The sequence below is a fragment of the Pseudorhizobium halotolerans genome (assembly GCF_902153235.2).
GTDB classification, from domain to species: Bacteria; Pseudomonadota; Alphaproteobacteria; order Rhizobiales; family Rhizobiaceae; genus Neorhizobium; species Neorhizobium flavum.
Genome location: NZ_CABFWE030000005.1, coordinates 1221353 through 1244420 on the forward strand (window position 1 = coordinate 1221353; position 23068 = coordinate 1244420).

Genomic DNA, 23068 nt, shown 5'->3' on the forward strand with positions numbered 1-23068 from the left:
CGACAGACGTCAGTGTCCCTCGAACTCCATCAGCGTCCGCACCTCGACGCCGAGTGCCTCGAGCTTGCGGCGCCCGCCCAGCTCCGGCAGGTCGATGACGAAGCAGGCCGAGACGATCTCCGCCCCCTGCTGGCGCAATAGCTTTACAGCGCCTTCCGCAGTGCCACCGGTGGCGATCAGGTCGTCGGTGAGGATGACCTTTTCGCCGGGCTTCACGGCATCCACATGCATCTCCATCTCGTCGACGCCATATTCGAGGCTGTAGGCGATACGCACGGTCTCGTGCGGCAGCTTGCCCTTCTTGCGGATCGGCACGAAACCGGCCGAGAGTTGGTGCGCCAACGCCCCTCCGAGGATGAAGCCGCGCGCCTCGATGCCGGCGATCTTGTCGACCCCCAACCCCGTATAGGGCCGCACAAGCTCGTCCACCGCCTGGCGGAAGACCACCGCGTCGCCTAGCAAGGTCGTGATGTCACGGAAGATGATCCCGGGCTTCGGGTAGTCCACGATCGAGCGGACGGAGGCAGCGAGGTCGATGGGCTTGGTCATGGGAAGTCCGAATTGCTGGAACGTAAGGAACGGGCGCAGGAAACCTAGCGATTTATCCGAGGTCCCCCAACAAAAAAAGGCGACCCGGAGATCGCCTTTTTTGTCGTAGCCGAGGGTTTGCCTCAGTGTTCCTTGTTGGCGTAGACTGACTTCTTCGTCAGGTAGATGAGCCCGGTGAAGATCAGCAGGAAGACCATGACCATGAAGCCGGTGCGCTTGCGATCCTCCAGATGCGGCTCTGCAGCCCACATCAGGAACGCGGAGACGTCCTTGGAGTACTGGTCGAGCGTTTCCGGAGCGCCATCGTCATAGGTGACTTGGCCATCCGAGAGCGGCGGGGCCATGGCGAGCGAAGCCGAGGCGATGAAGTACGGGTTGTAGTAGGTGCCTTCCGGAACCTCGACGCCTTCCGGCGGCTCCTGGTAGCCCGTCAGCAGCGAGTAGATGTAGTCCGGGCCACCTTCCTGATATTGCGTGAAGATGTCGAACACGAACTGCGGGAAGCCGCGGGTGACACCGCGCGCCTTGGCGATCAGGGAGAAGTCCGGCGGCGCAGCACCATTGTTGGAAGCGGCTGCGGCCTGTGCGTTGGGGAACGGCGGCGGGAAGTAGTCGGAAGGTACCGCCGCGCGGTCGAACATGTCACCGTCGTCGTTCGGGCCGTCGGTCACCTGGTAGTTGGCGGCGAAAGCCTTCACCTGCTCTTCCGAGTAACCAAGGTCCTCGAGCGTACGGAACGAGACCAGAGTCATGGAGTGACAGGCGGCACAGACTTCCGTGTAGACCTTTAGTCCCCGCTGCAGCTGGCCCTTGTCGTAGTGGCCGAAGGGACCGGCAAAGCTCCAGTCGACTTCCCGCGGCTTGTTGATGGGATAGTGCGGTGTTGCGCCCTCTGCATGGGCTTCGCCGTCGGCTGCATGCTCGTCCTGAGCGAGCGCGGTACCGAGGCCGAGGCCCGCCACGACGGCCAGCGAAAGGATGCTTGTAACAAGCTTTTTCATAACTCTCATTCCCTCTCGGTCTCGGCTATCGGACGCTGGCTTCGGCAGGCGGAAGCTTTTCCATGTCGGACTTGTTCTGCTTCGCGAGAACCGCCTCGGTGATCGAGTTCGGTATGCGGCGCGGCGTCTCGAACAGGCCGAGCAGCGGCATGATCACCAGGAAGAAGCCGAAGTAGTAGAGCGTGCCGAGCTGCGACAGGATGACGTAGACGCCTTCCGCAGGCATGGCGCCGAGCCAGCCGAGGAGAATGCAGTCGGCAACGAAGATCCAGAAGAACAGCTTGTACCACGGACGGTAGACGGCCGAGCGGACCTTCGAGGTGTCGAGCCAGGGCAGGAAGAACAGCACGATGATCGAGCCGAACATCACGAGCACGCCACCGAGCTTGGAGTCGATCGGGCCGACATTGAAGGTGATGGCGCGCAGCATCGCGTAGAACGGCAGGTAGTACCATTCCGGAACGATGTGAGCCGGGGTCTTCAAGGCATCCGCCGGAATGTAGTTGTCCGGGTGGCCGAGATAGTTCGGCATGTAGAAGATGAACCAGGCGAAGACGAGCAGGAAGACCGACACGCCGAGCGCATCCTTCAGCGTCGCATAGGGCGTGAAGGCAACGGTGTCCGTCTTGGTCTTCACCTCGACACCGGTCGGGTTCGTCTGGCCGGTTACGTGCAGCGCCCAGACGTGCAGGACGACGACGCCTGCGATCATGAACGGCAGCAGGTAGTGCAGCGAGAAGAAGCGGTTCAGCGTCGGTTGGTCGACGGCGAAGCCACCGAGCAGGAACTGCTGGATCCACTCGCCGACCAGCGGGAAGGCGGAGAAGAAGCCGGTGATGACGGTCGCGCCCCAGAAGGACATCTGACCCCAGGGCAGAACGTAGCCCATGAAGCCGGTCGCCATCATCAGGAGATAGATCACAACGCCGAGGATCCAGAGGATTTCGCGGGGCGCCTTGTAGGAGCCGTAGTAGAGACCGCGGGCGATGTGCAGGTAAACGGCGATGAAGAAGAACGACGCGCCGTTGGCGTGCATGTAGCGCAGCAGCCAACCGTGGTTTACGTCGCGCATGATCTTCTCGACGGAGTTAAAGGCAACCGTCGTTTCGGCCGCGTAATGCATGGCCAGAACAACGCCCGACAGGATCTGGACGATCAGCATGACCGACAGCATCGCGCCGAAGGTGTAGGCATAGTTCAGGTTGCGGGGAACGGGGTAGGAGACGAAGCTGTCATGGATCATGCGCGGCAATGGAAGCCGCGAGTCGATCCATTTCTCGATGCCGGAGGCCGGCTGGTATGTGGAATGACCGCTCATTATCTAGAACCCCTCACCCGATCTGGATCACTGTGTCGGACGTAAACGTGAAAGTCGGCACCGGCAGGTTGGTCGGCGCCGGACCCTTACGGATACGACCTGCGGTGTCATAGTGCGAACCGTGGCAGGGACAGAACCAACCGCCGAAATCGCCGGCCTGACCGAGCGGAACGCAACCGAGATGGGTACAGGAACCGATCATGACGATCCAGTTTTCCTTGCCCTCACCGGCCGAGCGAGCCAGGTCGGTCGCTTCCGCGGTCGCATCGATATTGTCGTTTCTTGCGATCGGATCCTTGAGCTCGTCGAGCGCTACGGCGTTGGCGGCTTCGATCTCCTGCTCCGTACGGTTACGGATGAAGACCGGCTTGCCGCGCCACTTGACCGTCAGCGACATGCCCGGCTCGACCCCCGAGACGTCAACCTCGATGGAAGCGAGCGCCAGCGTCGAGGCATCGGGCCGCATCTGGTCGATGAAAGGCCATGCCACTGCCGCCGCTCCGACCGCGCCGGCCATGCCGGTGGTCAGGTAAAGGAAATCACGGCGAGTGGGCTCGCCCAGTGCTTCGCTGTGTGTCTCGTGCTCGCTCACGGCTCAAACATCCTTCTCACGCAATTCGCGAAAACCCGCATTTGCCCCTCAACCGGAGATGTGGAACTGGCCATAATTGGAACACAGATTCCCCGGCAATTCGGCGCCTTCTATGCCTGATCGCAAATTATGTCCAGTCTTGGCAAGTGGATAGGAGCCAGTTTGTCGCGGCCTTTCCGCAAGCTTTTCCGGGGCTGTGACATGAGCGATGCATGCCCTCTTTCCCGGCCTTCCTCTCCCGCTTCGCACGTTAACCTCCGCGCAGGCTTCGCGTTGCGGTGCAGCAACCCGCATGCTAGGCCCGAACGCGCCGGCGCATCAATGGGAACAGGGCGGAATGAGGTATTTTCTGTCGGTCGCAATATGCGTCATCGTGTCGCTCGTGATCCTCATCGCGGCTGCACGCTACGTGGTCGGCATCTGGATCTTCACGGCCATCAGCAGCCTGCAGCTTCACCTTGCCGTCACCTGCACGCTGGCGGCTGTCGCTGCCTTCGTCCTTCACCGTAGCCTGCTTCCCGCGCTGCTGGTTGCAGCCTCGCTGGCGCTTGGGCTGCACGCGCTCTGGATGACCCGGGAGATGGTCCAGCAACCGCTTGCTGGCAACAATGTCGATGCTCCTGCGCTCAGGCTGATGTCCTTCAACATCCTGTCGAAGAACAGGGAGAATGCCGGCGCGATCCGCGACCTGATCCTTGCCTCCCGCGCCGACGTTGTGAACGTCCTTGAGGCGATGCCGCTGCGGGGGGAGCTCGGCGCCCTCTCACAGATCTATCCCTACCGTATCGGTTGTGGCGAGATGACGAAGACCTGCGACCTCATGGTGCTGTCCAAGACACCCTTGACCTCGCCCTCCGTTCACTCGCTCAGCACGATCTTCGAAAACCGGATGATCCTTTCGGATCTGTCATGGCAGGGACGCATGGTTCATCTGGCGGCCATCCATACGACCAAGCCCTATTTCGACGACTTCCAGACCTTGGAGCTCACCAACGCCGCCCGCATGCTGGATCGGCTCGAGGGTCCCCTGCTCGTTGCCGGAGACTTCAACGCCTCCAGCCTGGCGCCGAACATCCGCATGTTCCTGCGCTGGACCGGCCTTCGCACCGCATCCTGGGAGCCTCCCACATGGCCGGACTGGGGAGGATGGTTCGGCGTGCCGATCGATCACGTCTATGTCCGCGAACCGCTGCATATAAGATCGCTGCAGCGGTTGCCGTCATCACTGGGCTCCAACCACTACGGGCTGGTCGCCGACATCGTCCTCGCGCCGTGACGGCCTATTGTGCGGCGTCTGCCGCCAGGAAGCCTCCCGACTGGCGTGCCCACAGATCGGCATAGATTCCATTCGCCGCGACTAGCTGCGCGTGCGTCCCCTGCTCCACGATGCGTCCCTCATCCATCACGATCAGACGGTCGAGTGCCGCGATGGTGGAGAGCCGGTGGGCAATCGCGAGTACGGTCTTGCCCTGCATCAGGCGCTCGAGGTTCGACTGGATGGCAGCCTCCACTTCGGAATCGAGCGCTGACGTCGCCTCGTCGAGCACCAGGATCGGCGCATTCTTCAACATGACGCGGGCGATGGCGATGCGCTGCCGCTGGCCGCCGGAAAGCTTGACGCCCCGCTCGCCGACATGCGCATCATAGCCACGGCGGCCGCGCTGGTCCTCCAGCTCGGCGACGAAACCGTCGGCCTCCGCCCGCCGGGCGGCCTCGCGCAACTGCTCCTCGCTCGCATCCGGCCGCCCGAACAGGATGTTGTCGCGGATCGACCGGTGCAGCAGCGATGTGTCCTGCGTCACCATGCCGATCTGCGCCCGCAGCGATTCCTGCGTCACCCGCGAGATATCCTGGCCGTCGATCAGGATGCGGCCCTTCTCGATCTCGTAGAAGCGAAGCAGAAGGTTGACCAGCGTCGACTTTCCAGCGCCTGAGCGCCCGACGATGCCGAGCTTTTCGCCTGGCCGGATGGTGAGGCACAGGTCGTCGATCACGCTCCTGCCCTTGCCGTAGTGGAAGCTGACGTTCTCGAAGCGGATCTCCGGCGCCCGCACGGTCAGCCTCTCGGCATCCGGCTTGTCGAAAAGGCCTATCGGCTGCGAGATGAGTTCTGCCGAGTTCTGGACGGTGCCGAGATTGCGCATCAAACCGTTCAGCTGCGTCATCAGCCGGCCGAGCAGGAAGTTCAGCCGCAGCATCAGCGCCATGGTGAAGGCAACCGCACCTGAGCTGATCAGTCCCGCAAGCCACAGGTGGATGCTGAGTGCTCCCATCATCACGATCATCGTGCTGGACAGGAGCGCCATGGAGGCGCGCACACCGGTCAGCAGGCGTGTGAAGCGGATGATGGTGGACTGGAAACTCTCGAACCCGGAGCGCATGTAGCGGTCGTTCGCTTCATCACTGCCGAACAGCCGGAGCGTCTGGATGTTGGAGTAGGAATCGACCATGCGCCCGCTGATCATCGACCCGGCCTCGGCCGAAAGCTTGGCGTGCTCGCGGATCCTCGGCACGAAGTACTTCGCCAGGAAGGCGAAGATGGTCAGCCAGACGAGAACCACGGCCGCCATGCGCAGATCCAGCTGCGCCACCAGCACCAGCGTCGACACCGAGTAGATCACCACGAACCACAGGCTCTCCATCAGCGTCGTCAGGACGTCGCCGGTCGCCTGGCCCGCCGACCAGACCTTTGTGACGATGCGGCCGGAAAAGTCGTTCTGGAAGAAGGACAGCGATTGCCGCGACACATGCACATAGGATTGCCAGCGCACCAGATTGTAGAAGCCGGGCGTGATGATCTGCTGGTCGACGAGGGCCGTCAGCGAGGCGATTGCAAAGCGCCCGAAGCCGATGACCAGGGCCATCAGCAGCAGCTCGTTGCCGTGGGCTTCCATCAAGCCCGCCCATCCGGCACCTCGATCCACCGTGGCCAGGATGTCGACGACGCGACCGACGAACCAGAACATCGCCGCCTCGACACCGGCGGCAGCCCCTCCGAGCACCAGCATCGCCAGGAACGGCAGCTTCGCCTGACGCACATAGAACCAGATGAAGGCCGCGAGACCGGCAGGTGGATTGAGGTCGTCCCGCCGCTCGAAGGGCCTAATCCAGTTCTCGAAATAGCGGACGACGGATCTGATCATTGGCGGGATATAGGCGCTTCCGGTTGCGGGACAAAACCCTCACTGCAAGAATTGAGCCACCACAGGTAAGCCGCGCCCACGCGCGGCTCACAGGTATCTGACGGTGTGGAAGGCGGACCGACTCTATTCCGCCGCCGCCTCCTCCAGGTCGTGGTTGCCGAGGAAGCCGCCGGACTGGCGGCTCCAGAGGTCGGCATAGATCCCGTCCGAGGCAGCGAGCTCCTGGTGCGTCCCGGTGTCCACGATCCGCCCCTTGTCGAGCACGATCAGCCGGTCCATCTCCGTCAGCGTCGACAGCCGGTGGGCGATCGCGATTACCGTCTTGCCCTGCATGAGGGCAAAGAGGTTCTCCTGAATCGCCGCTTCGACCTCGGAATCGAGCGCCGATGTCGCCTCGTCGAGCACCAGGATCGGCGCATCCTTGAGGAAGACGCGGGCGATTGCGATTCGCTGCCGCTGGCCACCGGAGAGTTTTACGCCGCGCTCGCCGACATGGGCATCGAGGCCAGTCCGGCCCTGCATGTCCGAGAGGCCCTGGATGAACTCCCAGGCATTGGCTCGCCTCGCCGCCTCGATGATCTCCGCATCGCTCGCCTCCGGCTTGCCGTAGGCGATGTTGTCGCGGATCGAGCGGTGCAGCAGCGAGGTATCCTGCGTCACCACGCCGATCAGCGAGCGCAGGCTCTCCTGCGAGACATGCGCGATGTCCTGCCCATCGATCGTGATGCGGCCCGCCTCCAGGTCGTAGAAGCGCAACAGCAGGTTCATCAGCGTCGTCTTGCCGGCACCCGAACGTCCCACCAGGCCGACCTTCTCGCCCGCTGCGATATCGAGCGTCAGGTCCTCAATCACGCCCTTCTTCTTCCCGTAGTGGAAGCGGACATTCTCGTAGCGGATATGCCCCTTCTTCGCCTGCAGCTGCGGCGCGCCCTTCTTGTCCGTTACCTCGTGCGGCTTCGTCATCATCGACATGCCGTCATAGACCGTGCCTATCGCTTCGAAGAGGGCTGACACCTCCCACATGATCCACTGCGACATGCCATTGATGCGCATGGCAAGGCCGATGGCCACCGCGACGGAGCCCACGGACACCTCGCCCGTCAGCCAGAAGGCGATGCTCGCAGCAGCCACGGCGAAGATCGTCACCGCATTGTTGACGTCGACACAGATGTTGAGGAGCGAGATCTGACGCATCTGCCGGTGAACGGTGCCGAGGAACTCGTCCATCCCCTCCCTTGCATAGGTCTCCTCACGGCCCGCATGCGAGAACAGCTTGACCGTGCCGATATTGGTGTAACTGTCGACGATCCGGCCCGTCATCATCGAGCGCGCATCGGCCTGCTCGCTGGAAAGCTTCCGGAGCTTCGGGATGAAGTGCCAGAGGATCAGGCTGTAGAACACGAACCACAGGACGAGAGGCACGACGAGCCGCCAGTCCACCACGATCACCAGCGCCAGCATGGACACGAAGAAGCTGATCGCGTAGACGAAGACGTCGATGATCTTCATCACCGTCTCGCGGATGGCGAGCGAGGTCTGCATGACCTTGGTCGAAACACGGCCCGCGAACTCGTTGGCGAAGAAGGTCATCGAGTGGCGCAGCAGGAACCGATGCATCTGCCAGCGTGCAATCATTGGGAAGTTGCCGGCCAGCACCTGGTGCATCGTCATCGTGTGAATGGCGCCGGCGAGCGGCAGAACGACAAGCAGCACCACGCCCATCCAGAACAGACGGCCACTCTCCTGCTCAAGGAAGGTCGCACGGTCGGCGTTCGACAGCCAGTCGATGATGTTGCCGAGGAACTGGTAAAGGAAGACCTCGGCGATGGCGATGACCATTGAGCAGATGCCGAGCAGCAGGAGCCAGGGCGCCGTGGGTTTCGTGTAGTGCCAGCAGAAGGCAAGCAGTCCCTTTGGCGGAAGACCCGGCGGATCCTGGGGATAGGGGTCGACGCGACGCTCGAACCACGAAAACATCGTCATTCTCCAGAAACGATAGGCCCGGACCGAGCTTCGCCCGTTCTGAGACGGGTAGTCGGATGGGCAGAAAATAAAAGACGAGGCCACAACCGGCCGCGAGACAAATCAGGAAAGAAATGGAATGCGGAAGACCGCGATACGCCTATGCCAGAAGGCAGGGTGCCCATGGCAGAAGGCGGGAATTCACGGCAATATCCATGGGGGCCTCCTGGGGCTGGCGTTGAAGACGGAGGTCTTTTAGCTCCGTTCACCGGAATTTGGAAGGGCCGATCGTCGCATCCCTCGGCGCACACGCTGCCGATGCTTGTCTGTTGAGGCCCGGCCACAACGCCTGAGTCCCCCTCACCGGCTTTGACTGCCAAGGCCGGATCGCCTAAGGGCAGATCATGCCGGATCTTCACATCGCCCTCTACCAGCCTGATATTCCGGGCAATACCGGAACCATACTGCGCCTTGCCGCCTGCCTCGGACTGAAGGTTCACATCATCGAGCCGGCCGGCTTTGATATCTCCGACCGCAATCTCAAGCGGGCCGGCATGGACTATCTGGCTAGCGCCTCCTTGACCCGCCACGTCACCTGGCAGGCGTTTCAGGACTGGCGGCACTCCTCCGGTCGCAGGCTGATCCTGGCTTCCACAAAGGCCGCCCTGCCCTATGTTAGCTTCGAGTATCGTCCGAGCGACGTGCTCCTCTTCGGCCGTGAGAGCGCTGGCGTCCCGGACAATGTCCATGGGGCCGCGGATGCGCGCATCCTGATCCCGATGGTCGAGGGGCAGAGGTCGATCAACGTCGCCATGTCGGCGGCCATGATCGCCGGAGAGGCGCTTCGTCAGACCGTCTGGGCCTGAGAACGGAACTGCACGGAAAACCGTCGCAGGCGACATCTTCCTTAACCACTCTTCCGGCATATTTTCTTTAGCCGGCAAGAGAACTACCTTGTCCTGCAGGGGCATTTCGGAATTCGGCATGGAATCGACGATCGTCATCATTAATCTCTTCGGCGCAGTGGCCCTGCTGCTCTTTGGCCTTGCCCAGGTGAAGGATGGCGTCACCCGTGCATTCGGCACCCGGCTCCGCACAGGTCTCGCCACCGGAACGCAGAGTGGCCTCCGCTCTTTCGTGTCGGGTTTCGTCGCAACCGTGGCTCTGCAAAGTTCGACTGCCACGGCACTTACCGTTGCCTCCTTCGTCGAACGTGACCTGATCCGCGCGCGAATGGCGCAGATCGTCCTGCTCGGCGCCAATGTCGGAACTGCCGTCACGGCCTGGATCGTCGCTACAGGCATCGAGTGGCTGTCGCCGTTGCTGATCCTTGTCGGCCTCGTCGTCCACCGCGGCGGCTCGACCGCCCGCAAGGGCGGCGGCACGGCGCTGATCGGCATCGGCCTCATGCTCCTGTCGCTCCACCTCCTGTCCATGGCGACCGAGCCTATGCGGGAATCGCCGGCACTCTCGGCCTTCATCCGGCTCCTCGATGGCGCATGGCCCGTGGCGCTGGCCTTGACGGCATTGCTGGCCGTCGTCTCCTCGTCCAGCCTCGCGGTCGTCGTGCTCGTCCTGTCGCTCGCTTCCACCGGGACCCTGTCCACTGAACTCATCATAGTATTGATCCTCGGCGCCAATCTCGGCGGCGCCATTCCACCGGTGCTTGCAACATTTTCGGGACCTGCCTCCGCCCGCCGCATCACCACCGGCAATCTTGTGGTCCGGGCCATCGGCTGCCTGATCACCCTCCCGCTGGTCGCCTTTGCCGCCGAACTGCTGGAAACGCTGCCGCTCAATCCGGCAAAACTGCCGGTCGACGCGCATCTCGCCTTCAACATCGCACTGGCACTTCTTGCATGGCCCTTCTCAGGCCTTCTCTCCGACTTGATGAAGCGCCTCATTCCGACCGCCGAAGACCCGGATACCGGTCCGAAGTTCCTTGACGCCCAGGCGCTGTCCACTCCCGTGGTCGCTCTCGCGAACGCCACCCGCGAGGTCCTTCGCGTCGGCGATCTCATCGAACGTATGCTCGTCCGCGTGGAAAATGCCTTCCGGCACAATGACCTCGCGCCGCTTGCCGAGATAGAGGCGATGGAGAAGCGGGTCGACAACCTCCAGCAGGAGGTCAAGATCTACCTCTCGAAGCTCGGCCGCGAGGGCCTCGAAGGCGAGAACCTGCGCCGGTCTCTCGCGGTGATGGACTATGCCATCAATCTGGAACATACGGGCGACATCATCGAGAAGGGCCTGGGCGAGCAGGTCCGCAAGAAGATATCGGGCAGCCTCAAGTTCTCCGAGGACGGCTACCAGGAGCTGAAGAACCTCTTCGACCTCACGATCGAGAACCTGCGCATCGCCCAGACCATCTTCGTGACCGGAGACTTCAACCTCGCACTGCGCCTGATGGAGATGAAGGTCGACGTGCGAAAGGCTGAGAAGCTGTCGGCGGAGCGGCACCTCGAGAGGCTTCGCGATGGCCGACTGGAAAGCCTGCAGACGAGTTCCCTGCATCTGGACATCCTCCGCGACCTTAAGCGTATCAACGCCCATATCGTCTCGGTCGCCCATCCGATCCTCGATGATAGCGGGCTGCTTCGTGAGAGCCGGCTGCGCCAGGCGGAGCCCGGCGCCTGATCCCTTCCCGTCTTTTGTCATGACAGCCCTCCCCGCCGCACATGCGCCAGGACCGGCATGCCGACGCGCACGGCGAGCGACCCGAAGGCGACGGCGAGAGCCGCAAGTCCCGCCAGTCCCCATGCCGCGGAAAATCCCGCCGCCCCAATCACCGGCTGCGAGATGAGCGGCGACACGAACTGGCCTAGGAAGATGCTGGAGACCAGAAGGCCCGAGATCCGCCCCCTGATCTGTGGCGGCGCAAGCAGCATCACTGCGCCGGCGAAGTTCGGCATCACGGTTCCCATGCCGATGCCCGAGATTGCCAGCGCCATCAGCACCCCAGGATAGCTATCTGCGAACGACAGCAGCACGAAAGCCGATCCGATTGATCCGAAGGCCAGTGCAAACACACCCATCACACCCAATCGTTGCCGCACCCTTGCGAACAGCAGCGCGCTGACGACGCCGACCCCCTGCCCGAGGCCAATCGCTCCGCCTGCCAGGCTCGGCGATGAAAGTCCCATGGACTTCAGGAAGAACGGCAGCTGCGTCGGGATCATGTAGAAGACGACCATGTTGAAGACCGCGCCGACCAGCAGCAATCCGAGAAGGATCGTCTTTCGCCGGTCGAGCGGCCGCGCCTCCAGCGTCCTCCGTGCCGCCGACGCGCGTTGCGGCTCGGTGAGAAAGAACAGCGCGGCCGGAAGAAGCAGGAAGGCCAGCGCATAGACCAGGAACGGCATGCGCCAGTGGATTTCGGCGAGCAACCCGCCGCCCGTCAGGAACAGCGTCCCGCCGAGGCCCATGAACGCCTGCTGCAGGCCCATGTAGCGGTCGCGGGCAGTGCCTGCGAAATAATCGCCGACAAGCGCCGTCACCGAGGTCATGATGCCGCCGACGGCGATGCCCAGCACCGCACGCCCGATCAACAGGCCGGGCAATGTCTCCGCAAACAGTCCCGACGACCCCGCAAGCCCGAAGGTCGCCAGCGCGAGGATCAGCAGAGGCTTGCGCCCGAACCGGTCGATCAGGAAGCCGGCGACGGGCGAAAACCCGGCGATGAAGATCGCCGACAGCGTCAGGACGAAACGGCTCAGCAGTTCGACATTCGGCGTACCTTGGAAATTGGCCTCGATGCTTGGCAGCGACGCGGCAATCGCCGCGCCGGACATGATCGTCAGCGAACTGACGGCCAACATGGTTGCGTTTCGGGCGCGGTGCGTCTCCGGGGCCAGGACAGGTCCGGCAGACGGAAGGGAGCGGAAGGCCATCACGCCACCTCCCTGAAGACGACCGTCTCGCGGCCGTGTTTCAGTGTCGTCATCCACCACTCCAGTTGGACGACGAGCGCGCGAAGACGTCGCAGCACATCCTCGGGCTCACGGGGATTTCCCTTGGCATCGAACCGTTCCCAGGCGTTGGAGAAGCTGACCGTCTCGCGGGTGGTCGCAGCGCCAACCTCGGCGAATACCTGTCTCAACTGCTCGACCGCCCGCAAGCCGCCCGACACACCGCCATAGCTCACGAAGGCCACGGGCTTCGCCGACCAGGGCTTCTGGTAGCAATCGATGAGCTCCTTCAGCGCTGCGGGATAGCCGTGATTGTATTCCGGCGTCACGACGAGGAAACCGTCCGCGCGGGCAAGCTCGCGACCGATCCGCCGCTCCACCTCGGTCCGCGCCATTGAAGATCCAGCGTTCAGATGGGCAGGATCCACAGTCACGATATCGGCTTCAATCATATCCGGCAGGTGCCGAAGTAGCCAGTCTGCGACGGTGTCGCAGAAGCGGCCGTCGCGCGCGCTGCCATAGATGAGGGCGAGCGTAAGTGTTGGTTTCATGGGGTTGCTCCCTGGTTTGCGTTCAAGAGAGCACCTGCTATAAAACCTCAACCATAGTTGAGGTCAACAGCGGCAATCGAGAAAATGAGCGAGACGATTCACGAAGGTATCCGGCGAGAGCTGTCGGTCGGAGAAATTGCCCGGCGCAGCGGCGTTGCGGTCTCGACGCTGCACTTCTACGAGACAAAGGGGCTGATCGAGAGCTATCGGAACAGGGGCAATCAACGCCGCTACCGGCGCTCCGTCTTGCGGCGTGTTGCCGTCATCAAGGTCGCCCAGAAGACCGGCATTCCATTGGCGGAGATCCGGGATGCCCTCTCCGTTCTGCCGCACGATCGCCCGGTCACCGCGGAGGACTGGCGCAGACTGTCGGAGACCTGGAGGCAGAAACTGGATGAACGGATTTCCAGCCTGACGGCACTACGCGATCATCTCACCGGCTGCATCGGCTGCGGCTGCCTTTCGATGACCGACTGTCCCCTGCGCAATCCGTACGACGTGATGGGTGACAAGGGGCCAGGGCCGGTCATTCTAGAAGAAGAAGCCGGAAGGGAGTTTGCCGGATAGTCAGTCCGCGCTTGGCAGCCGGCGCATGGTGAACTCGATCCGGTCACCGTCCAGTTGGCGCCAACTCTCGACCTCGGTCCAGTAGGCCGCCTTCGGATACTCGTCGAACCACTCCCGCGCCTTCTGTCGGGCCTCGTCGCGAGAAAGGCAGAAGGTTTCCCGCACGAACATCGACGAACGTCCGGCCTTTTCCTGGCGGTGCCGGTCGATCCTTCTCTTCAGGCCGTCGAGCGGCGGTGGCGTGAACTTCGCCATGGGTCTACCTCTCTGGGCTGAAGATAATGCGGCATTGCGCGCTTTGCGAGTCGGAAAAGCTGGGTCGGACGCCATCGGATTGGCTGCATTGAGCCGTTGCTGCTAAGGGAAATTGTTAGAAAAAGAATCGCCGAGCGGGAAGAAGCACATGGAACGTCCAGTTTTGCCGAAAGGTCTGCCGGAGGACATCGAAGAGAAGAAGGCGACGGCGCGCGCATGGTTCGAAAGCCTGCGCGACACGATCTGTGCCTCCTTCGAGGCACTGGAGGACAAGCTGGAAGGTCCCCTGTCCGACCAGCCGGCGGGACGCTTCGTTGCGAAGGACTGGCAGCGGGAGGAAGGCCTCGGCGGCGGCGGCCGCATGTCGATGATGGAAGGTCGCGTCTTTGAAAAGGTCGGCGTCCATACCTCCACAGTGCACGGCGAATTCTCTCCCGACTTTCGCGCGCAGATGCCCGGTGCGGATGAAGACCCCCGCTTCTGGGCGTCGGGCATCTCCCTGATCGCGCACCCGGTCAATCCCAATGTCCCCGCGGTCCACATGAACACCCGCATGGTGGTGACCACCAGCCAGTGGTTCGGGGGCGGTGCCGATCTTACGCCCGTCCTCGACCGGCGGCGGGTGCAGACCGATCCGGACGCGACCCTCTTTCACCGCGCCATGGAGATCACCTGCCGGCGCCACGAAGCGGTCGCCGACTACGAGCGCTACAAGCAGTGGTGTGACGAGTACTTTTTCCTGAAGCACCGCAACGAGCCACGCGGCATCGGTGGCATCTTCTTTGACTGGCTGCATTCCGGCGAGGAAAAGGGCGGCTGGGAGGCTGACTTCTCCTTTGTCCAGGATGTCGGCCGGGCCTTCGCCCTCGTCTATCCGAAGATCGTCGAGGCGAATTTCAACCAGGCCTGGACGGAGGCGGACCGGGACGAACAGCTGGTCCGTCGCGGTCGCTATGTCGAGTTCAACCTTCTCTATGATCGCGGCACGATCTTCGGTCTGAAGACCGGCGGCAACGTCGAATCGATCCTCTCGTCCCTGCCCCCGGTCGTGCGCTGGCCCTGAGGGGACGGGAAACCGAAGGCTTCACATGGTGCGGCCGTCGGTACGATCACGCAATATGTCGCATCGCTAACATTTGACATGTTCAGGCAATATCTTTGATGCTAGTCTTCTCCTTGGTTGCACCGGAGGAGGAACGCGATGATTGCGTCGAATAGCATGCCTGTGCCGCAGAGGACCCCGACCGAAAGGACTTCGGAAAGGGCACGTCTCCTGGATACCCCCGACATGATCGAGCATCTCGCTGACGAACTTCGTTCGCGCAGCGACCCGTGCCTGCCCAGGGAGTACTATCTCGAGCAGGTAAGGCGGCAGTTGGCCGGCCGTACAGGCCTCACCAACGCGGCTGCCAGGGAGCAGATCTTCGGACGGCGGCACATGCCGTTGCAGTCGGCTTCCGTTTTCCATGCCTGGGCGCTACGCGATTAGGTGAAAGGGAACGCCTGCCGATCTCTCTAGTTACGCTAGGGCGACGAGGTATCCTCGGATAGTTTTCGTCGCCCATCACAAGGAGGACGCAATGAGACTTTTCGAATGCGGAACCCTCGTTCCCGGATGCTCCTGGCACACCCGCGCCAATGAAGATGCGGAAATCGTCCGACGCGCAGTCGAGCACCTGCGCATCGCCCATGGCGAAGAGATCATCCGCGAGAACATGGTCGAGAACATCAAGGCACGGATCCGCGACGAAGCGGCCGCAGCCTGACGTCGGCCTCAGCCCATATCCTTGACCATCTGCTCCAGCCGGGCAGTCAGTTCTGCCCGGCCAAGCGTGAAGTTACGCTCCACCCAGAGCGTCTCGAGCGCCGCCAGAACCTCGCCGACACGCTTGCCGGCGGGAACGCCGGCGGCAAGCACGTCACTTCCCGACAACGGAAAGCTCGGACGCTTGTACGCGTCACAGCGAGCAGAGAGGGCGCTCAGCCTCGCAGTCTTGCGCATGCCCATTGGGTCACCCTGGCCGGAAGCGCGTGAACTGGCGAGCGCAAGCCTCAGCCGCATGCGCACCCCTTCCCGACCATAGCGGTAGAGCAGACGATCAAAACCCACATCCGTCACCTCGTCAGGAAGAACAGGCGTTGTTGACCATGCCTGCAGTCTTGCAGCCTCCGCATTCGACATGCGCAGCCGCTTCGCCATCGTTTCCATACGCTCGGGATCGTCGGGCACGATTGCCGCAAGACGCAGCACGGGATCGGGCCCCCACCTCATCGCCTGCTCGGTGGCCACGAGCCCGTGCACCGCATCGATGCCCCATTTCTCGGTTTCCGGCAGGATCTCGGTGAGGACCCCCGTCTGGCGCATCCAGAGGAGGGCGCGCGACGGATCGGGAGCGGCAAGCAGCTTCTTCGTCTCGCTCCAGATGCGCTCGGCCGACAGGGTGCCCAATTTGTCCTTCGCTCTCGCGGAGGCCCGCAGCCCGTCCGCATCCGGGCGCCCGTTGCCATAATAGGCAAAGAACCGGAAGAAGCGCAGGACACGCAGATAGTCCTCGGCAATCCGTGCCGCCGCATCGCCTATGAAGCGAACATTGCGCGCTTCAATATCCGCAAGGCCGCCGACGAGGTCGATCACATCACCCGTTGCATCCGCATACAGGGCATTGATCGTCAGGTCGCGCCGTTCGGCATCCACCGTCCAGTCGGTACCATAGGCCACCTGCGCGCGGCGCCCGTCCGTCTCAACGTCACGGCGGAGCGTCGTCACCTCGAAGCCCTGCCCGTCCAGCACGAGCGTCACCGTCCCATGGTCGATCCCGGTCGGGACAGCCTTGATGCCCGCCGTCTTGGCACGCTCGACGACCTCCTCGGGCCGAAGCGTCGTCGCGATGTCGACATCCCCGACCGGCATACCCATCAGTGCATTCCGGACAGCACCGCCCACCACCCGCGCTTCGCCGCCTTCGGCGTTCAGCACGTCCATGATGCGTCGCAGTGCGGGGTCACGGAACCAGGCCTCGCCGGCAACCGATGTCATGCGTAAAGCCTTTCGTAGAGCGTGCGGACAATGCTCGCGGTAATGCCCCAAATATTGCGGTCTCCATAGAGCAGTTCGTAGAAATGCCGCTCCCGACCATCCCAGATGCGGCTGCCGCGGCGATAGTTGTCAGGGTCCATCAGGAAGGACAGCGGCACCTCGAACACCTCGTCCACCTCGTGCGGGTTGAGCTTCAGATGGAAGCCGCGGCGCACCACTGAAAGCACTGGCGTGATCCGGAACCCGCTCGGCGCAAGATAGATCGGTAGTCGCCCGACCGGTTCGACGAACATGGGCGACAGCCCGATCTCCTCTTCCGCCTCCCGTACCGCCGCCGTTTCCGGCGAGGCATCCTCGGGATCGATCGCCCCGCCGGGGAAAGCGATCTGGCCGGAATGCTTGCGAAGGGTCGCGGTGCGCTGCGTGAAGATCACCTTGGCCTCCTCGCCATCGTCGATGACGGGCACGAGAACGGCGGCATCCTTCAGATGCAGGCCTTCGATCACCGGCAGGAGGTCGGGATTGAGCAGATGGTCGCCATGCTCGCGCCAGGCATGCTCGATCGGGCCGCCGTTCTGGTTCAAGGCCCGCGCCTTGAAACCAGCCGCCGAATAAAGCGGAGCATCAGTCATGCGACAGGGTTTCCAGTTCGGAGGCGGGCATGACCGGGAAGACTTCTCCCGCCGACCGGATCGCGAACATCGGCACGCCGTCGATGTCGACGGTTTCACCGAGTTCGACCAGGTCATACATGACCGGGCGCGACACCAGCGCCTCCAGCCGTCCCCGCACGAGAAAATAGGGCTTCAACTCGCTGTTCTCGCCCTCGATCACGAAGCGGATGGGGTGCTCGGCGCTGGCTTCCACCACGTCGCCGACATTCGTTCGGAACGTCAGCACCTGCTGGCCGTCCCGGGTCGACCGGCTCATCTCCACGGCCAGGAATGGCGCGTCCTCGACGCGGATCCCCACCTTCTCCACCGGTGTAACCAGATAGGTCTTGCCGTCCTCGTCCTTGCGGAGCACCGTCGAGAACAGCCGGACCAGCGGCTGCCGGCCGATCGGGGTACCCATGTAGAACCATGTGCCGTCGGCGCGGATCTCCATGTCGAGGTCGCCGCAGAAGGGCGGATTCCACTTGTCGACCGGGGGCAGACTAGGCTTCCCGCCCGCCTTCTGGTCCGCGGCCCTGGAGATCAGGGCGGCCAGTCCGGCGGCGTCAGTCGCTGTCTGAATGGTTTCGCCTGCCATCTTTCAGTCCCGGTTCCGCTCTAAGCAATTTCTGTCACGAGATAGTCATTCGAGGCGTTCTTGTCAGCCGCTTATGCGGTAATAAGTTGTTGGACAGGAAGTGGTTGCCCCAGCGCAACGATTCGTCCGCCACCAGGGATTATCCGGTAGGGCTCAAGGAGAGCGACATGGGTCTGATGAATTCCAACGAGACTGTTGCGGACGAAAAGGCCGTGATCGCGGCAGCCGAACAGGCACTGGCCGACATTGCCGCGGTTCGCAGCGAGGTTGCCAAGGTCATCTTCGGCCAGGAACGCGTGGTGGAGAATACCCTGCTTGCGCTCCTTTCCGGCGGCCATGCCCTGCTCGTCGGCGTTCCCGGCCTCGCCAAGACGAAGCTGGTGACGACGCTCGGCTCCGTCCTCGGGCTCGACTCCAGCCGCATCCAGTTCACGCCCGACCTGATGCCCTCCGACATCCTCGGATCGGAAGTGATGGACCAGGATGATACCGGCCGCCGCTCCTTCCGCTTCGTGAAGGGTCCGGTTTTTGCGCAGCTGCTGATGGCTGACGAGATCAACCGCGCCTCGCCCCGCACCCAGTCCGCCCTGCTGCAATCCATGCAGGAATACCACATCACCGTCGCGGGCCAGCGCTATGACCTGCCCTCGCCCTTCCACGTGCTCGCGACGCAGAACCCTCTGGAGCAGGAAGGCACCTATCCCCTTCCGGAAGCCCAGCTCGACCGCTTCCTCCTGCAGGTCGACGTGCTCTACCCGGAACTTGCCGCGGAGCGAGAGATCCTGCTTCAGACCACCGGCTCGGCGGAAGCAAGGGCACGGGGCATCATCGACGCTGCACGTCTCCAGGAGATCCAGTCGCTGATCCGCCAGATGCCGGTCAGCGACAAGGTGGTGGACGCCATCCTGCAACTCGTCCGCTCCGCGCGTCCCGGCCATGGCAATGCCACGACAGACAAGAACGTTGCCTGGGGACCTGGTCCCCGCGCCGGTCAGTCGCTGATGCTCACCGCCCGCGCCCGCGCCCTCTACCAGGGACGTCTCGCCCCATCGCTGGATGATGTCTATGCGCTGGCCGAACCTGTCCTCCAGCACCGGATGGCGCTGACCTTTGCGGCGCGCGCAGAAGGCATGTCCGTCCGCGACGTGATCGCCGGCCTCGTCAGGCAGGCTCGCGGCTGAACCTGCGTCCATAGAAGGGATCGCGCGTGGCACCCATTGGCGAGATCGTCCAGCAGACTTCCGGCAGCCGGGTCCTGTCGCGCGCCCAGGCGCGTGCCGCCCTCGTGCCAGACTGCATGGTCGAGGCGAAGCGGATCGCCAACACCGTGATCGCCGGCTGGCACGGCCGCCGCAAGCGGGGCGTGGGGGAAAACTTCTGGCAGTTCCGCCCCTATTCGGAAGGCGAAAGCCTCTCGCGCATCGACTGGCGTCGTTCTGCCCGGGACGACCATACCTATGTCCGCGACCGTGAGTGGGAAGCCGCGCATACCGTATGGCTCTGGTGCGACCTGTCGCCCTCGATGATGTACAAATCCACCTTCGGTACGGTCTCCAAGGAAAGCCGTGCGCTGGTTCTGATGCTGGCCCTTGCCGAAATCCTCGCCCGCTCCGGCGAACGCATCGGCTGCCCTGGCGTCATGGAACCCGTTTCGGCCCGTAATGCCGCCGAGCGGCTGGCCTCTGCCATCATGCATGCGCCACCGACCAGCGGCCTGCCGGAGACTACAATGATCCGCGGCCACAGCGACCTCGTGCTGATCGGCGATTTCCTTGATGATGCCGACCTGATCATGTCCCGCCTCTCGCCGCTGGCACGGCGCGGCCTGCGGGGCCACGTTGTCGAGATCGCAGACCCGGCGGAGGAAAGTTTTCCCTATTCCGGCCGCACCGAATTTACTGATCCAGAGACCGGCGAGAAGCTTGTGTCCGGCCGGGCCGAAACGATCCGCGACGACTACCGCCGCGCCTATCTTCTTCGCCGGGAGATGCTGGGAGATGCGTTGCGCCGGCTGGGCTGGAGCTTTGTCTTCCATCGCACGGACCACCTGGCGTCAGAGGCGCTCGTCGCTGTGCATGGCTATCTTTCAGGCATGCCGGCCGGTGGCTTGGTTGGAGGACGCCCATGAGTGCCTTCGCCTTTGCCAATCCGGCGATTCTCCTCGGCCTCCTGGCGCTGCCGCTCATCTGGTGGCTGCTGAGGCTGACCCCGCCGCGGCCGAAGACGGAAGTCTTCCCGCCGCTGCGCATCCTGGCCGGCGTCCTCAAGCGGGAGGAAACGCCGGCGCAAAGCCCGTGGTGGTTGACGCTGCTGCGCATGCTGCTGGCGGCGGCCCTCATCCTTGCGATCGCCAATCCGGTCCTCAATCCGCGCGCCGGCTCGCTCGATGCCGGTGGGCCGCTGGTCCTTATCGTCGACAATGGCTGGGCGACGTCGACAGACTGGGAGCGACGGATCGAGACTGCGGAGGCTCTGATCGCAGATGCCGAGACCGCGGACATTCCCGTCTCCATTGCCTTCACCGCCGATGCCTCGCATGATGCCGTGCCGGGCAACGCAGTGACGGCACGCGAGAAGCTCGCAGCCGCCCGACCCCGGCCACTCGTGCCGGACCGGGAAAGAGCTGCCTCCGCCATCGGCGAGGCGCTGAACGGCACGACGCCCGGGACGCTTGCCTACATCTCCGACGGGATCGCCACGGACGCCGACGAGGCAGCACTCGGCGCCTTCGGGGCCCTTTCCCCCGCCGAACTGCGGCTGATCGAAGGCGAGGGCGAAAGTGCCGTCGCGCTTACCGCCGCCAGCAACAGCGCCGAAGCCATGTCGGTGACGGCGACGCGCCTGCCGACGCCGGCTCCCCGCAGCATCTCGGTCAATGCTCTCGACATCCAGGGACGTCCGCTTGCGTCCGGAACCTTGGAGTTCGCGGCCGGCGCGGCAACGGCCACGGCCGAGATTGAAGCGCCCTTCGAACTGCGCAATGATTTCGCCCGTCTCGGCATCGAAGGCCTTGCGACAGCCGGCGCAGCGCATCTCCTCGACGACGGCTTCAAGCGTCGCCGGGTCGCACTGCTCGCGGGCGAAAGCGGCAGCGATTTCCAGCCGTTGCTTCAACCGCTCTACTACATCAGCCGGGCATTGCAGCCCTATGCGGACCTGATCGAGCCGACCACGGCAGATCTTTCGGTTTCCATCCCCCAGATCCTCGAACGCAACCCCTCGGCGATCATCCTCGCCGATGTCGGACGCCTCCCAGCCGAAACCTACGGACCGCTGCAGGAGTGGATCTCACGCGGCGGCATGCTGATCCGCTTTGCCGGTCCGCGCCTCGCCGCGGCTCCGGCCGATGATCCGCTGGTGCCAGTGATCCTGCGCCAGGGGGAACGAGCCCTTGGCGGGGCGCTTTCCTGGTCTGAACCCCAGCCGCTCGCCGACTTCCCCGACTTCGGGCCCTTCACCGGAATGCCGCGGGCCGCGGACATCACCATCAACAGGCAGGTGCTCGCGGAGCCCACACCAGATCTTGCCGAGCGCACCTGGGCCAGCCTCGGCGACGGAACGCCACTGGTGACGACCCGGGAACAGGACGCAGGCCGCATCGTTCTCTTCCATACCAGCGCCGAAGCCACATGGTCGAACATGCCGCTGTCCGGAAACTTCGTCGAGATGCTGAGACGCCTCGTGCAGATGGCACGCGCGGGCGGTGCTACCACCACGACCAGCGGAACTGAGGCTGCCGCCGCCCTTCCACCCTACCGCCTGCTGGACGCCGAGGGGATCCTGTCGACCGAGACGGGTACGGCCAAGCCGATCGCGATCACGGCCGGCCAGACGCCGGTCGCGAGCTTCGACCATCCCCCCGGTCTCTATGGCAGCGAGGACGGCTTTACCGCGGTCAACCTGCTCGCCGCCGGCACCGAGCTTTCTCATTTCAATCCCGAGCTTTGGGGTCAGCAGGTCCTCCGCGAGACACTGATCGGGGAAGAGGCGGCCTCGCTTCGCCCGCTCCTCTTCGCGTTCGCTTTCGGACTGATCCTGCTCGACAGCCTCGTCGTTCTCTTCATGAACGGTGCCTTCTCCCGTCTGCCGCGGCGCCCCGGCCGGGCCACTGCCGCCGTCCTGGCTCTGGCCGCCCTCTGGTTCGCTGCCCCCGACTCCGGACTGGCGCAGGATGCAAGGCCCGGTGACGATCTCCTCATGCAGCGCCTCGACACGACGCATCTCGCCTATGTCGTGACCGGAGAAGCAGAGGTCGACCGCCTGTCCGAGCAGGGGCTTGCGGGACTGACGGAATTCCTGACCTACCGCACAACGCTTGAACCGGGAAAGCCGGTCGGGCTGGACATCGCCACCGATGAGCTCTCCTTCTATCCGATCATCTACTGGCCGATTTCCGCCAATGCCCCCATGCCGTCTGCCGCTGCGATATCGCGGATCGATGCCTATATGCGCAACGGCGGCACCGTCCTCTTCGACACGCGGGACCAGTTCTCCAGCCTCGACAGCTTCGGCGCCACGACCGCCAATGGCGAGCGGCTGCAGGTCATCCTTGCCAATATCGACATCCCGCCGCTGGAACCGACCCCGGAGGATCATGTCCTGGCGCGCGCCTTCTACTTGTTGAAGGACTTTCCCGGCCGCTACGCTGGCAGCCCCCTCTGGGTGGAGGCGAGGCAGGAAGCCGCCGAGACGAGCAGCGAACTCTCATCCTCCGGCGACGGCGTGACGCCCTTGCTGATCACTGCCAATGATTTCGCCGGCGCCTGGGCGATCGACAGCCAGGGCAACTCCGTGCTTCCAACGGTGCCGGACGGAATGCAGCGGGAATATGCCTACCGAGCAGGCGTGAACATCATGATGTATATGCTCACCGGCAACTACAAGTCCGACCAGGTCCACGTCCCGGATCTTCTCGAACGGCTCGGCCAGTAGGA

The 23068-nt window shown here is 63.5% G+C and carries 22 protein-coding genes; 10 read left to right on the forward strand and 12 right to left on the reverse strand.

Annotated features, from left to right (window positions below; translation table 11 throughout):
• Window positions 1-9: 9 nt before the first annotated feature.
• The 4 genes from FN060_RS10925 to petA all read right to left on the reverse strand — a co-directional run bounded on the left by FN060_RS10925 (window position 10) and on the right by petA (window position 3460).
• Complete coding sequence (locus FN060_RS10925; RefSeq protein WP_142588050.1) at window positions 10-549, reverse strand: adenine phosphoribosyltransferase; 540 nt, start codon at window positions 547-549, stop codon at window positions 10-12.
• Between the two features lie 122 nt (window positions 550-671).
• Window positions 672-1550: a cytochrome c1 gene (locus FN060_RS10930; protein WP_142588051.1), complete on the reverse strand. Its 879-nt coding sequence runs from the start codon at window positions 1548-1550 to the stop codon at window positions 672-674.
• Window positions 1551-1575: 25 nt separating this feature from the next.
• Window positions 1576-2871 (reverse strand): cytochrome b, encoded by a 1296-nt coding sequence (locus FN060_RS10935; protein ID WP_142588052.1) that lies wholly within the window; start codon window positions 2869-2871, stop codon window positions 1576-1578.
• A 10-nt stretch (window positions 2872-2881) separates the two neighbouring features.
• Window positions 2882-3460, reverse strand: a complete 579-nt coding sequence (gene petA / locus FN060_RS10940; protein WP_077546742.1) for a ubiquinol-cytochrome c reductase iron-sulfur subunit — start codon at window positions 3458-3460, stop codon at window positions 2882-2884.
• Window positions 3461-3797: 337 nt separating this feature from the next.
• On the opposite strand from petA, the gene FN060_RS10945 reads away from it, so the two are divergent.
• Window positions 3798-4736, forward strand: coding sequence for an endonuclease/exonuclease/phosphatase family protein (locus FN060_RS10945; RefSeq protein ID WP_183949625.1), 939 nt, complete (start codon window positions 3798-3800; stop codon window positions 4734-4736).
• A 4-nt stretch (window positions 4737-4740) separates the two neighbouring features.
• On the opposite strand, the gene FN060_RS10950 is transcribed toward FN060_RS10945, so the two are convergent.
• Together FN060_RS10950 and FN060_RS10955 are read right to left on the reverse strand one after the other, a co-directional pair.
• Complete coding sequence (locus FN060_RS10950; protein WP_142588054.1) at window positions 4741-6603, reverse strand: ABC transporter ATP-binding protein; 1863 nt, start codon at window positions 6601-6603, stop codon at window positions 4741-4743.
• 123 nt (window positions 6604-6726) lie between these two features.
• Entirely contained in the window at window positions 6727-8580 is a 1854-nt protein-coding gene (locus tag FN060_RS10955; protein ID WP_142588055.1) for an ABC transporter ATP-binding protein, read from the reverse strand.
• A 389-nt stretch (window positions 8581-8969) separates the two neighbouring features.
• On the opposite strand from FN060_RS10955, the gene FN060_RS10960 reads away from it, so the two are divergent.
• Complete coding sequence (locus FN060_RS10960) at window positions 8970-9431, forward strand: tRNA (cytidine(34)-2'-O)-methyltransferase (RefSeq protein ID WP_142588056.1); 462 nt, start codon at window positions 8970-8972, stop codon at window positions 9429-9431.
• A 118-nt stretch (window positions 9432-9549) separates the two neighbouring features.
• Complete coding sequence (locus tag FN060_RS10965) at window positions 9550-11202, forward strand: Na/Pi cotransporter family protein (protein WP_052638903.1); 1653 nt, start codon at window positions 9550-9552, stop codon at window positions 11200-11202.
• A 17-nt stretch (window positions 11203-11219) separates the two neighbouring features.
• On the opposite strand, the gene FN060_RS10970 is transcribed toward FN060_RS10965, so the two are convergent.
• Together FN060_RS10970 and FN060_RS10975 are read right to left on the reverse strand one after the other, a co-directional pair.
• Window positions 11220-12455, reverse strand: coding sequence for an MFS transporter (locus tag FN060_RS10970; RefSeq protein WP_142588057.1), 1236 nt, complete (start codon window positions 12453-12455; stop codon window positions 11220-11222).
• Complete coding sequence (locus FN060_RS10975) at window positions 12455-13024, reverse strand: NADPH-dependent FMN reductase (RefSeq protein WP_142588058.1); 570 nt, start codon at window positions 13022-13024, stop codon at window positions 12455-12457. The genes FN060_RS10970 and FN060_RS10975 overlap by 1 nt, the downstream gene beginning before the upstream one ends.
• Window positions 13025-13108: 84 nt before the next feature.
• On the opposite strand from FN060_RS10975, the gene soxR reads away from it, so the two are divergent.
• On the forward strand, window positions 13109-13591 hold the full coding sequence (soxR, locus tag FN060_RS10980) for a redox-sensitive transcriptional activator SoxR (protein ID WP_142588059.1): 483 nt from the start codon (window positions 13109-13111) through the stop codon (window positions 13589-13591).
• Here the strand turns inward: soxR and FN060_RS10985 are convergent, their stop codons facing one another.
• Window positions 13592-13846: a hypothetical protein gene (locus FN060_RS10985; protein WP_142588060.1), complete on the reverse strand. Its 255-nt coding sequence runs from the start codon at window positions 13844-13846 to the stop codon at window positions 13592-13594. It abuts the gene before it with no gap.
• Between the two features lie 148 nt (window positions 13847-13994).
• On the opposite strand from FN060_RS10985, the gene hemF reads away from it, so the two are divergent.
• The 3 genes from hemF (at window position 13995) to FN060_RS11000 (ending at window position 15612) form a co-directional block, all read left to right on the forward strand.
• Window positions 13995-14909, forward strand: a complete 915-nt coding sequence (gene hemF, locus FN060_RS10990) for an oxygen-dependent coproporphyrinogen oxidase (protein WP_142588061.1) — start codon at window positions 13995-13997, stop codon at window positions 14907-14909.
• Between the two features lie 138 nt (window positions 14910-15047).
• Window positions 15048-15335, forward strand: coding sequence for a hypothetical protein (locus FN060_RS10995; RefSeq protein ID WP_142588062.1), 288 nt, complete (start codon window positions 15048-15050; stop codon window positions 15333-15335).
• 91 nt (window positions 15336-15426) lie between these two features.
• A complete protein-coding gene (locus FN060_RS11000) occupies window positions 15427-15612 on the forward strand; it encodes a DUF1059 domain-containing protein (protein ID WP_052638909.1) in 186 nt (61 codons plus the stop codon).
• Between the two features lie 8 nt (window positions 15613-15620).
• Here FN060_RS11000 and FN060_RS11005 read toward each other — a convergent pair whose 3' ends face one another.
• From FN060_RS11005 to FN060_RS11015, 3 genes are read right to left on the reverse strand one after another with little or no spacing between them, the layout of a single operon-like run.
• On the reverse strand, window positions 15621-16883 hold the full coding sequence (locus tag FN060_RS11005; RefSeq protein WP_142588063.1) for a CCA tRNA nucleotidyltransferase: 1263 nt from the start codon (window positions 16881-16883) through the stop codon (window positions 15621-15623).
• Complete coding sequence (locus tag FN060_RS11010; protein WP_142588064.1) at window positions 16880-17515, reverse strand: CoA pyrophosphatase; 636 nt, start codon at window positions 17513-17515, stop codon at window positions 16880-16882. The genes FN060_RS11005 and FN060_RS11010 overlap by 4 nt, the downstream gene beginning before the upstream one ends.
• On the reverse strand, window positions 17508-18134 hold the full coding sequence (locus FN060_RS11015) for a DUF1285 domain-containing protein (protein ID WP_142588065.1): 627 nt from the start codon (window positions 18132-18134) through the stop codon (window positions 17508-17510). Before FN060_RS11015 ends, FN060_RS11010 begins: the two co-directional genes overlap by 8 nt.
• Window positions 18135-18301: 167 nt before the next feature.
• Here FN060_RS11015 and FN060_RS11020 point away from each other — a divergent pair, with 167 nt between their 5' ends.
• Genes FN060_RS11020 through FN060_RS11030 form a run of 3 tightly spaced genes read left to right on the forward strand, consistent with a single transcriptional unit; the run spans window position 18302 to window position 23066 of the window.
• Window positions 18302-19315: an AAA family ATPase gene (locus FN060_RS11020; protein WP_142588066.1), complete on the forward strand. Its 1014-nt coding sequence runs from the start codon at window positions 18302-18304 to the stop codon at window positions 19313-19315.
• A 26-nt stretch (window positions 19316-19341) separates the two neighbouring features.
• On the forward strand, window positions 19342-20262 hold the full coding sequence (locus FN060_RS11025; protein ID WP_142588067.1) for a DUF58 domain-containing protein: 921 nt from the start codon (window positions 19342-19344) through the stop codon (window positions 20260-20262).
• The gene (locus FN060_RS11030) at window positions 20259-23066 is read left to right on the forward strand and encodes a DUF4159 domain-containing protein (protein ID WP_142588068.1); all 2808 of its coding nucleotides are present in this window, start codon (window positions 20259-20261) and stop codon (window positions 23064-23066) included. Before FN060_RS11025 ends, FN060_RS11030 begins: the two co-directional genes overlap by 4 nt.
• The last annotated feature ends 2 nt before the right edge of the window (window positions 23067-23068 follow it).